Source organism: Bradyrhizobium sp. Cp5.3 (assembly GCF_000426265.1).
GTDB lineage: Bacteria > Pseudomonadota > Alphaproteobacteria > Rhizobiales > Xanthobacteraceae > Bradyrhizobium > Bradyrhizobium neotropicale.
In genome coordinates, this window is sequence record NZ_AUFA01000054.1 from 18,369 (window position 1) to 29,723 (window position 11,355).

Consider the following 11,355-nt stretch of genomic DNA (forward strand, 5'->3'; position numbering starts at 1 on the left):
ACCAGTTCGCGCCGCGCCGGTTAGGAAAACCCCAGCCTTTGAGCAACGGGCAGGTTTCGGAGAAAACAAAGCGTGGCGCTGCAGTCGCACGGCAGGGTGGTGTCGTCCGCGGGCGCGCGGAATCGCTCGAGCTTTATCATCGTGTCATACTCGAAGGGCATCGCGTTGAAGGTCCCCGCGAACGGTCTCTCAGCGCAAATACGACTAGGCGTTGTGCCCTGCTTCGGAAGATGATTCCGCGTCACCAAACTGGTCGCACGCATCAAGGCCCCTTTCGAAGGTCGGGCGGAGCATATGCGGCCGCAGCGACCGACATCGTCCTATCCCGCTCGCTGACAACGTTATCTGTAAATTCGGTGTGCAAGCCAATGTTTGCTGCGGCGAGTGCGCCGACGTTGCGGCGTCCTCGCAGAACCAACCTCTGCGAGAGAAGTAGTACAGCATCAGCGCTTGCCGTGGCAACTAAGTGCCGCGACAATACTGTCGCGAGAACCAACGAATAAACCATCGTATAGTGTTTCCATACATTCCGATAGCGCGTGCGTAGTGCGACGTGACTGGGCAAGCCTGTCGTCTGCTGCCGTCCTAGTTGAGCCGAGTCGTCGCCAAGGCTGGGCACTTAGCCGGGCTGGACGAGGCCGTACATCCCAGAGAGAGCATGCACGTGGTGCTGTAGCAGAGCACTTTGCTTTTCGACCGCTAAATGCAGGGACAGTAACTGTTGGATGCGGCGAAAAAGAAAATTGAACATATCGGGAAGGGACTGCCCTTCGAAGACGCGGCACAGAGCGCCCTCTATGCAATAGGCCGGTATCGGCGATTTTCCTACGACTGTATCGAGCGAACACAATCGTGCTCCTCCTTGATCGCCTGATGCGTACCTAAGGAATGCAGCAAGAAGAAGGAGATCCATTCATGCGCCCTCAACTAACGTGGAGGACGTGCTGAGAAAATGAGTTACAGCAACTATCTGAGTTGCGAATTCAATGCCAAGCTCTTTGAAGGCAATCGAGGCTGAGCCCGGGCGCGAGATCAGAGCTTCGCCTAATTTGCCACAATGATCGCGGCGTAGCAGGGCACGCGGGCGGCCGCTTCATCAACGTTGGCGAAGTCGATGTATGTTGGCGGCTGGATCTGATTATAAGCGGTGCGTCCGAATGTTGAGGGATGCGGCATCATGTATCCTGGAGCAATATACGTGCTGCAGCCGGTACTGCAGACGTCTGCCGCTCCTTCGGCTTTCGGGCTGTCAAGCAAGCGTTGCAAAAAGGCACGTTGAGCGACTCGACGGCTTTATTCATTGCAGCTCGATTCTCTACTTAAGAAGTTGAACGCGCGAACTGCACTGATGAGGATGCGCAGGAGGTTCTGCAGGTGACGGTGCAGTGAGTGTATGTGGATCAGCCTTCACTCGAATGGAGGAAGAGGTGAAGGCGCGGAGAGAAAGGATGAGTGGTGAGGCACAAACGGCATCGCCCGATATACTTGGTTTAGGTGCCCCGTTGCCCTCGATTGTCTGTTCGATGTCATCGTCATGATCGCCACGTGCGTCGTTCTGGTATGGGGATCTGTTGTGTTGTGACGCGCCCGCCAGCGCGCGAAATTGCCGCCGGAGAGGATAGTGCTGAGACTCTTAGGAAGGTTCTTTTCATTAGCCAGTTGAGAGCCAGACGGCCAACAACTTAGCCGAACCCATCGAGTCCAGGATTTCTTTCGCTTGCTTGTAGCCGTGGCCCGTAATGATGTGCGACAAGTCACCAATCCCATACACCCTCGGGATCAGCATTCGCAGCTTAGCATTTTCGGCGAGTTGCTGGACGATCCACGAACCACCGAGAACTCGGCAAGTCTTTACGCCAGCCGCTTCAAAGGCCCTGCAGATCTGCGCGTCGGCCTCGCCGGAAACGCCACCATTGGTCATAATCACATAGTCTTCGGCGAGGCCCTGCTTAGCGAGCGTGGCGGCCTTCGGCAGTTCATCTTGAAGCGCTGCAAGAGTGAGGTTCGCCCCAGGCTTGCCAATGCACTGGATGGTCGATTTCGCGGTTTCACCGCTATCGCCGTTCCACGTTCCCAGGAAAGCGCCGTCGCGGCCGCCATCGTTCGATCCGAGAAACATCTGGACAGGCCGCTTTAAGACTTCGGCTGTGACGGCGCAGGCAGGGTCTTGGAAGGCGTTCCAGCCGAGCTGGGTCAAGTCGTAGCTCACGTCAGCCACTGCCGCCTTAGTGTTCTGCTACGGCCTCGACCAACGAATAGCTCGTGCTGCGACCGCCGGCCGCGTCTTTTGCCAGAATACCTTTATCAACAAGGTCGTCGATATCGCGCAGTGCTGTATCCTGCGAGGTCTTCGTGAGCTTCGCCCACTTCGATGAGTTAAGCTTGCCTTGAAAGCCCTCGAATAGACGTTCGATCATTGCTCTCTGGCGCTCGTTCAAGTTCTGATCCAAGTGCTTTTTCCAGAAGCGCGCTTTCCTGAGGACAAACGAAAGGATGGTATCGGCGCTGTCAAAGGCGCGGTCGAGGCAATCCAGAAACCAAGTGAGCCAATCAGTAATTTCAAGATCGCCCTTCTGCGTCGCTTCTAAGATCTCGTAGTAGGCGTTGCGCTCCTGCCTGATTTGAGCTGACATGCTATAGAAACGTTGTGGGCTGTTTTCGGAATGCGCTAGCGCCATATCGGCAATCGCGCGCGCAATGCGGCCGTTGCCATCCTCAAAAGGATGGATGGTTACAAACCTCAAATGGGCAATGGCCGCCTTCAGCACTGGATCGATATCCTGGGTGCCGTTGAACCAGTCGATGAAGGCTTTCATTTCATCGGGCAGCAGGGCCGCTTTGGGTGCTTCGTAATGAACGCGATCGCGCCCGATCGCGTCGGACACGACCTGCATAGGTCCGGATTCTTCGGTGCGCCAGGCTCCCACTGCGATTTTGGTCATGCCGCTGCGACCGGTAGGAAACAGGGCAGCATGCCAGCCAAACAGACGTTCGGAGGTGAGGGGGGTGCTGTACTTGCCTGTTGCGTCGAGTGTCATTTCGACGATGCCTTCGACATTGCGCTCAGCTGGCGTAAGAGTGCCGATATCGACGCCCAAGCGGCGTGCGAGTGACGAACGAACCTGGTCGCGGCTGAGAACTTCACCCTCGATCTCGCTCGACTTCGTCACTTCCTCGGTAAGCGCTTCGAGATTGGCTTCGGTCTTTAGTTTGAAGCCCAGTTCTTCCATGCGGCCGGTAAGGCGCCCCTGCCGGTTGCGGACAGCCGCCAGTTTTTGCGCGATCTTCGCCGTATCCCATCTAAAATGGGGCCAATCCCTCAGTTCGTGGATATAGCTCATTCTCCGCATTATTTGCGGAGAATATAGCCCTATTGGCGCAAAAGCGATAGTATTCTACGCATCCGATGCGGCGAAAAGTGCCTAATCGCCGCAATGCGGCCCATCACGTCGGCACAAGTCACTATCCTGACGCAGATCTTGGCGCAGCCATGATTGAGCTTGAAAACGAACTTCGCCGCCGGCTTTCGGGCCTCCGCCGTCTCAATTAACGCGAGAAGCGGTTTGCCTACCAAGCTGCCTGAACTTGGTATCGAGTATCGGTGGCGGCCCCACGAGAGCGGCGTCCTGCTTCCGGATTTTTGGTGGGGTCTCGCATGAACGTGAACAACGTTCCGTTTGCGGCGGTGCTTGCAATCGCCGTAAATTCGCTGGTCATCAACGGGGCGTTGGCCATGACCGTTAGACTTGCTCGCGCTTCTATGGCTGGGCGTACAATCAAGCCAATTTCCGCGGAGTAGCCGCCGATATAGGCAATCTGGATGCCTTCTTTATCCTTGGCACAAGGGACCTATAATCCTTTTCCCTTGCCAAACAACTCTGGCGCATGATCTCCTGTACGCCCGCATCATGAAGACGCGACGCAACGATATCTGCAACACCCTTGCCGGCGGTGCTCTTGTCGTTAATGATAGCCCAGCTTCACGTTTCGGATTTCAGGGCCGATGCGCACTGCGCGCAACGTCAGAGGGGCATATCATCTCCGTATGCGCGCGCGCAGAATTGCGCGCCTCGAACCAACAAAGCGTCGGAAATCGCTTCTTCAGTTCCTCCTCCGACACAAGCCCCGTTCTTAGTCGCAAATTCCGCTTTCAATCGACCGTCCACTTCGAGAGCACAGCCAGAAGCGGGGCAGTTTACGAGTGGCTACGATTCTCTTGGCACATTGGGTCTTCTGGCCGATGACGGCTTCGCGGAGCTTAGCGCAGGGCCAGCGAGGCGGCGATCGTCAACGAGAGGCCCAGCCCGGATGGCATCGACCTTGGGATTGAGGCGAATCGCACCTAACATTGCAAAATTGTCCAGTTTTTGCGATGTAATCGGACCATACCGTGAAATTTAGGAATTAAATCGCACAAGTTGTTCTTGGCGGCACCGCGCCGCTTCGAGCGCGCTCGAATTGGGGGATGCGGCGTGACATTTCAGACTACCTTGCGCTTGTCTCAAGAGGATGCATCGTGAGCGAGGGCTTGCAAGGGTCCCAGCCGGCCGCCGGTCGCGATGAAGCAATGGTCTTCATCGTCGACGACGATCCTTCGATGCGCCAGGCTCTCACAAATCTTTTTGAATCGGTGGGCCTTGTTGTCGAGGCCTTCGGCTCTGCGGCGGAGATCCTGCAAGCGGCCCCGCCCGAAGTGCCGAGCTGCCTCGTGCTGGACATCCGCCTGCCGGGATTGAGCGGGCTCGAGCTCCAGTCGGATCTTGGTAAGGCCAACATCCACACGCCCATCATCTTCATCACCGGTCACGCGGATGTCCCCATGACTGTCAGGGCCATGAAGGGCGGTGCGGTCGACTTCCTGACCAAGCCCATGCGCGACCAGGATCTGCTCGACGCGGTCCAGACCGCGATCGAGCGGGACCGAAAGCGGCGCGAACTTGAGAAAACAGTCTCCGACGTGCGATCCCGATTCGAAAGTCTGACGACTCGCGAGCGCGACATCCTGGCCCTGGTTACGTCGGGCCTGTTGAACAAGCAAGTGGCAGGCGAACTCGGCTTGGCCGAGATTACCGTCAAGATCTATCGTGGCCAGATCATGCGCAAAATGGGCGCGAAGTCACTGGCCGATCTCATAAGGATGAGTGAAATGCTCGGAATCTCGCGTCCAAAAGCAGGCGTACAAACCTAAGTATGCCTTTCAATCCTGCGCCGCGCCCCCACTTTTTCACTGGGCGGCCGCACCGCGGCAAAGGATTTTTCTGATTACAAGCGATCATCATCTTGTCAATGCCTTTCCTCATTTCCGTCGTCGACGATGATGCATCCGTTCGCACCGCAACGAGCAACCTCCTGGCATCATGCGGCTATACCGTCCACACCTTTGCCTCCGCCGAAGAATTCCTCGGCTCGGCGGAATTGACCGATACGTCCTGCGTGATTGCGGACGTCCAGATGCCGGATATGAGCGGACTTGACCTGCTCAGGCATATGCGCAGCCGCGGCGGTCATACGCCTTTCATCTTCATCACGGCTTTTCCGGACGACGCGGTGCGCGCTCGCGCGATCGAAGCCGGCGCAATGTGCTTTCTTGCCAAACCATTTACCACGCCCGCACTGATCAATTGCCTGAAGATTGCGCTAGAGGCATCGCAACGTAGAAGCGGGTGACGCCTCAGCCTGTGTCCACCGCTCATGCGAGGACGTGGATAGTACTTCATCTTGATCGCTGGCCCTTGACGAACGGCCACACTTCGCGATCTCGGCTCCTTGCCTGGTGGCGAGCGCTTGGACCACCTCAGCCAGCAGTCGACCAGCTGCCTGAGGATGCTGGCAGTAGCGCTTCGGGCAGCCTGCCTGCAAGTCGCGCATGGAGCGCCATGGACGAACCGGAGCATCGGCCGATTCGCTGTACGGCCTGCGCGTGAAAAACATGCTTGGCGATATCCAGACCAATTATGGTAACTCTGACACGGACGCCTCCCTTAAGTGGTGCTCAACACCTCAACTTTGGCGCATCGATGCCGTCGGGCGGGCGTCCACCTCATCATAAATGTCCGCTTCGCTCTGATACCGACCGCCTTTGTGCAACCGCGGCAAATGTCGTGATGGGCCGAAGCGGAAAATCCCTCTTCAAGGCGTAGCTTTGGTGCAGGACCTTCTCAGCCATCTCTAGGACTGCTGACATGGATGAAGTGCACCAGCTCAGCGCGGGCGTCGAACTCAAGATCTGCTAGAACCGTGATGATGGCCTGCACACCGTTGCTTGCTTCGGCCGTGTGTGTCACGTGTCGCGATGTATCTTGGTGCCAGCTCTTGCCCGGGGCGCAGAAGCAGACGTCTACCGTGAATAGTGGCATTCCGTCTTCTCCCTGCCCGCAATAGCCAATCAAACTTGCGTTCCCCTTTCCCCCAAAGCCATGAGACCGGCAATCATTGCCGACGACGGCAGCAATGAGCCAAATGATGGTCGAGCCCCCGCACAGGAACGGGATGAGATGAGCGCGAGACTATAAACAATGGGCAAGAAAAACTGCCACTGCTGAAATAGGTGGGCCCAGCCCAAGGCCGCCAATGCTGCGACGACCAAGAAGTCATCGCCGGGCCGAGCAAGCCGAAGATTAGAATGCGTCTTAAGTCGGGGCACCCTTGTTAGCCCATTCAGCAATCTCGGTTGCTTTGACTAAACGAACGGCAAAGTTATGCCGACCTCCGCATGCGCATCTTCGACGGATTCGGCGAGGGTTGTTGTCGGATTGATGTCCGCTTCTGCCCGTAACCGCCGAACCAGAGTTGGCCACGGAGAGCGTTGCGATCGGCCGACCTTCTATGATTCAAACACCCAAACTGGGGGCTCGAATCATGCGCTATGAACTCGCCGATTATGAATGGGCTGCTAGCCGATGCTGCCGAACAAGCCGCGTGGCGTTCCTCGGGTGAACGACCGGCGTGTCCTCAATGGCATTTTCTGGGTCTTGCGCTCCGGAGCACCCTGGCGCGATCTGCCCGAGACGATTGGCCATACACCACATGCTATAACCCGCTTCGTCCGCTGGAGGCAGGCTGGTGTCTGGCGCCGCATCATAGACGCACTTGCGGCTGCCCATGATGCCGCTGTCCAGATGATCGACACCTCGATTGCCCGCGTGTATCAGCATGGAGCCTACATCACAAGGAACCGGCGCCAATCGACAGGAAGGTCACGCGGCGGCTTGACGAGCAAAATTCATGCGGTGCTCGATAGCAACGGTCTGCCGGTACGGCTGGCGTTGAGCCACAGCGAGGCACAAGACGTTCGGCTTGCCGGAAAACTGCTGCCTCATCTGAAATCCGGATCAATGCTGCTTGCAGACCGTGGCTAGGACGCCAACTGGATCAGAGAGCTTGCCGTGAAGAAGGGAGCGTGGGCCAACATCCCGCCGAAAAGTAATCGCAGCTTTCCGATCTGCTTCAGCCCGTATCTCTATCGCGCTCGCAACCAGATCGAGCGGTTCTTCACAGGATCAAACAATGTCGCCGGGTGGCGACGCGCTACGATAGGCTTGCCGCCAACTACCTCGCTCTCGTTCAACTGACCTCAATCAGGCTATGGCTTCGCCTTAATGCGTCCGCCTCCTACCACAGGCCAAATATCCGGGATGTATGTTTCCGCTAGTGAACTCGCTGTTTACAGGCCGGTCGGTAAACCGCATGCGAGTTAGACCAAGCGATCTTGTCGTGCAGCCTGGTTGAAAGACAGAGTTATTGCTTCCTTTTCGCCAACGATCTGACGCTGGTCATAGCTTCGGAAAGCACTCAGGCGAAGGCTTGAACCGGCCGTGGCGTCAGGTTGTAGGGAAAAAGAAAAGATTGTCAGGCCACGAAAGCGTCTCCAAAATGACAAAGCCGTTTCTTGCTTCCGCGCTCTGCGCCGCCTTAGGTCCGGTCGAGATAAATGGCATCACGCATCGCGTCCGCGGTCGTAGAGCGGGCGGAGCGCGACATCGCCGCGACGGACCTAACGGCGCTGTGCCCCACCTCGAGAGCCGAGCTACAATGCTTCTAATCCCGCTTCTTCGCGGAATTGGCTGCAGCGACTATGGAATTCACGAGGGGGTTGACCGGATGGCGCTCTGGGCGACGGCTTTTGTTTTCGCGACCCTGATGGCTGCGTCTCAAGCCGCCTCGATCGGGCAGGCGGTTGCCACGAAGAAGCGCGGTACGCAAGCTGCATCGGCCCGCGACGATCTGAACTGGTCATCCAAGTCGCAGTCGAATGGCGCCTTCGCCGTCACTGTCAAACAGTCGATCTCGCGGTTCTGGAAATCTTGGATCGGCGCCGACATGATGGTGGTACGCGAGTCCTCCACGAAGTTGGAGTTGCTGCAAGAGATGGCCGCCAACGGCGGCAGCGTGCCGCAATCCACCGGTCGCGCCTGGGCCGTGGCGACCGTACCCGGATTGGGCTTCATCTGGGACAAGACCGTCTTGGAGGCAGCGGCCGATTCCAGCGAAGCGAGTAGTACGTTCGGCGCCGCTTTGATCAAGTCGGTATCGCTGTCGCACGACTATTCGCTGAACCTGCAGATCGGCTGCTACGCGATTGAGCAGGGCATGATGCCGTTCGCCAGCATCGCTGGGCATCTGGCAGGCTACTACGGGACCCGTCAATCGGCCAAAATTGCGATACCCGGTACCGGCACGAGCTTTATCGCTGGCCGCACCATACTGGCGACTGACGACAAATGGCTCCTCAAGTTTGGCGCCGAGCAGAAGCTGTTCGACAATGTCAGCGTCTCCGGTTCGATTAGCGAGATCGCCCAGGGCGGGACGACGAGGGAGCTGACCGTGAAATTCAAGACTAGCTGGTGAGTTTCCAACGAGCTCGTCGTGCGAACGCAACTTTTCTTTTTTGGGAGCGCCGCAGCTGCGTTCGTCGCAGGCGGTGACGTCCATTCGGCGGATCTCGGGCCGGCGGTAAAGGTCCGATCGCCGCTGTGAAGCTGGACTGGAGGGATCGGCGAGCATGTCGGCGGGAGCTGCGGCCGAACATCATCAGTGATCCCTATGGTTCGTCGATTTATGACGACGTTGTCGATGCTCCCGTGTTCCTGGGGGAGGTCAGAACGGGCTACAATTGGAAGGGAGCGGTTGGTTTGGCCTCGATTTGGATGCTGGTGACGCTGTCTTCGACGGTACAAACTTGGTCTTGCGGTCTCCGGCAGCCGGAACGGCGTCATATTAGTAAACCCAAATCGCATGCATGCGGACCTCAGAAGCATGCTCAATTATTCTCCCAATATTCTCCCAAAGCTTGGGCCTATCCGCAAACGCCTAATCGACTGCGCAGGCGAGTCACTTGGTCGGACAAATGGAGTAGAGGTATGATCGCCAGGACGATATTGCGGCAGGCTCTGCTGTCGATCATTTTTGCATTTTGTTCTTGGGCGAATGCTCTGGCAGCGCCCGAGATTTCGGCGTATTTCCTAAGTGGTCCCCCGGCGGAGAAAGGCTCGCCTGCCTACTACGCGAGCTTAATGAACCTGAAGGAGCTCAGCAACAAAATCGGGCGCGAAGGCGCAAACTTCAATAATCTCATGCTGTCGTTCGTGCATCCCAGCTTGATCAGGTACACACCCAACGATCTGAGCTGCACGGGACTTTTCGGGTACACATGCACTGATGGCAAAGCTGTATCTCCTGAACCAGGTGACCCGAAAGCCGACTTCGACACTCTGAAGAAAATCGTGGCTGAGTTGAAAGCAAACGGTGTGGCAACGTACATCGCTGTCGGCGGATGGAATTTCAGTTGCCTGCCCAAGATCTACGATAAGACGACGGCAAAGCCGAATTCATGCGGCCCGCAGAATGAGGTTTATGACACCTTTCCAAACCCTGCCACCAAAATACTTCGGCCTAGCTTCGAAAGCCGCATCACAGGAAGCAATGCGGATGACGCATACAAAAACATTGTTTCGCTTGCAAACGATCTTGGTGTTGCGGGTATCGATGTTGACTACGAAGAGTTCTGGCACGCCGACATCAATGCCAAGTCCTGGACATTGACTCCCGACAAGATCACGCCGCCCGGACCAGATGAGTTCAAGGCCAAGCTGTTAAGCGACACGGCCTTGATGGAACGGGGGATGGGGGAAGACGTGTTTGACGACAGCATGAAACTCAATCCTGACAGCAAGACGACTCCACGTGCTATGCCGCGGACGATCGAAAAGTTCGCCGCGATTTTAAAGTCGCTGGACACCTCCATCAAAAGCATCAAGCCCTCGCTAAAGCTAAGTGCCGCTGCACCGGCTACTGGTGGAATCCCGATCATGTCAGCCAATTGGGGCACTGTGGCTCCGAACTCCGGTATTGATGGCGGTGCATGGTGGGGCGGGAATCTATATGGGCTGATCTACAATACCGCCCTGCTCCATCAGGCGGAAATTGACAAGCTAAGCCATATCGGAGTCATGTCGTACGATCTAAGCGATGCAAGTTGTGAGAGCGCTCATCCCGACTCACACATTCCCTGTGATCTCGTCGGCCAAGTGAACTTTTATTACAATCAGTTCGTCGTCTGGCTCAAAAGTGGCAGCGGACTGCCCGCAGATTCGAAGTTTACAAGTTCTAACGCGCTGGTCTCGGGGTCGAGAACTCGCGCCTTAGCGTCGCTCCAACCTCGCAAACTCCTGATCGCGCCACCTATCACAGTTGGATTTGAGGTGGGGCAGCCGGCAACGGGAAATCTGCCACTGACGAAACGTGATCTGGCAGAGATACTTGACGAGACAGTCAAATATTCTCAGTCAGGAATCATAGTGTGGGATCTATACAAAGACGTTCGCTCCGATGAACACAACTGGAACTCGAGCTGGGCAACTCCCAAGGATGTTCTCAAAGAGGCTTGCACAAAAATGGGCCTCTCCGGACTAATCTATAACTGCGCGGCTAATATTCCACGCTAGAGCTGCGTGCGTTGCCGCCAGAAAGCATCGTGTTTGGATCTGTCGACCTGATACAGGTACAACGCAGAACGACGTTGCATCGCTGTTCGTCCTGAAGTTCCGCTTGTCCCCCGTGAAGAACGCGGGCGAGTAGTGATTTAAGCGATCTTTTGAGCCGGGACAGTTTCGGCGAGCTGTCGGATAAGGGCGCGCAAGAGTCCTGCGAGCCATCGCAGGAGCAGGCCAAAGTTGTAGCCGGCAGCTGCAAGGACGGCGTTGATGCGGTCGCCGAGGCGTCCCTTGAGATAGTTGCGGTCCATGCGGTGCTCGGCCTTGACGTGACCGATGACAGGCTCGACAGCCGCGCGACGCTTCATCTCACGCCGGATGGAAGCCGTGACACGGCGGACCTGACCCGAGATCCAGACCCTGA

The 11,355-nt window shown here is 56.8% G+C and carries 7 protein-coding genes and 2 pseudogenes; 6 read left to right on the plus strand and 3 right to left on the minus strand.

What is annotated here, in order from left to right:
- The first annotated feature begins 1,014 nt into the window (after positions 1-1,014).
- A complete protein-coding gene (locus K289_RS53220) occupies positions 1,015-1,164 on the plus strand; it encodes a hypothetical protein (RefSeq protein WP_156918380.1) in 150 nt (49 codons plus the stop codon).
- Positions 1,165-1,651: 487 nt separating this feature from the next.
- On the opposite strand, the gene K289_RS0136585 is transcribed toward K289_RS53220, so the two are convergent.
- Positions 1,652-2,197: a hypothetical protein gene (locus K289_RS0136585; RefSeq protein WP_156918377.1), complete on the minus strand. Its 546-nt coding sequence runs from the start codon at positions 2,195-2,197 to the stop codon at positions 1,652-1,654.
- Positions 2,198-2,225: 28 nt separating this feature from the next.
- Entirely contained in the window at positions 2,226-3,341 is a 1,116-nt protein-coding gene (locus K289_RS0136590; protein WP_027555960.1) for a Fic family protein, read from the minus strand.
- Positions 3,342-4,567: 1,226 nt separating this feature from the next.
- Between K289_RS0136590 and K289_RS0136600 the strand changes: the two genes are divergently transcribed.
- The 5 genes and pseudogenes from K289_RS0136600 to K289_RS0136625 all read left to right on the plus strand — a co-directional run bounded on the left by K289_RS0136600 (position 4,568) and on the right by K289_RS0136625 (position 10,943).
- Positions 4,568-5,188: a response regulator transcription factor gene (locus K289_RS0136600; RefSeq protein WP_051311197.1), complete on the plus strand. Its 621-nt coding sequence runs from the start codon at positions 4,568-4,570 to the stop codon at positions 5,186-5,188.
- A gap of 98 nt (positions 5,189-5,286) precedes the next feature.
- A complete protein-coding gene (locus K289_RS0136605; RefSeq protein WP_156918378.1) occupies positions 5,287-5,667 on the plus strand; it encodes a response regulator in 381 nt (126 codons plus the stop codon).
- 1,191 nt (positions 5,668-6,858) lie between these two features.
- Positions 6,859-7,651 (plus strand): annotated as a pseudogene (locus K289_RS49500) (IS5 family transposase).
- Between the two features lie 380 nt (positions 7,652-8,031).
- Positions 8,032-8,847, plus strand: coding sequence for a hypothetical protein (locus tag K289_RS46500; protein WP_156918379.1), 816 nt, complete (start codon positions 8,032-8,034; stop codon positions 8,845-8,847).
- Between the two features lie 512 nt (positions 8,848-9,359).
- Entirely contained in the window at positions 9,360-10,943 is a 1,584-nt protein-coding gene (locus tag K289_RS0136625) for a glycosyl hydrolase family 18 protein (protein WP_027555963.1), read from the plus strand.
- Positions 10,944-11,080: 137 nt separating this feature from the next.
- On the opposite strand, the pseudogene K289_RS46505 reads toward K289_RS0136625, so the two are convergent.
- Positions 11,081-11,355, minus strand: a pseudogene (locus K289_RS46505) (IS5/IS1182 family transposase); the annotation flags it as partial.

Excerpts from the sequence above, each read along its gene's own strand:
- K289_RS0136590 (WP_027555960.1), bottom strand. The coding sequence starts at position 3,341 with ATGAGCTATATCCACGAACTGAGGGATTGGCCCCATTTTAGATGGGAT.
- K289_RS0136605 (WP_156918378.1), top strand. The coding sequence starts at position 5,287 with ATGCCTTTCCTCATTTCCGTCGTCGACGATGATGCATCCGTTCGCACC.
- K289_RS46500 (WP_156918379.1), top strand. The coding sequence starts at position 8,032 with ATGCTTCTAATCCCGCTTCTTCGCGGAATTGGCTGCAGCGACTATGGA.
- K289_RS0136625 (WP_027555963.1), top strand. The coding sequence starts at position 9,360 with ATGATCGCCAGGACGATATTGCGGCAGGCTCTGCTGTCGATCATTTTT.
- K289_RS0136600 (WP_051311197.1), top strand. The coding sequence starts at position 4,568 with ATGGTCTTCATCGTCGACGACGATCCTTCGATGCGCCAGGCTCTCACA.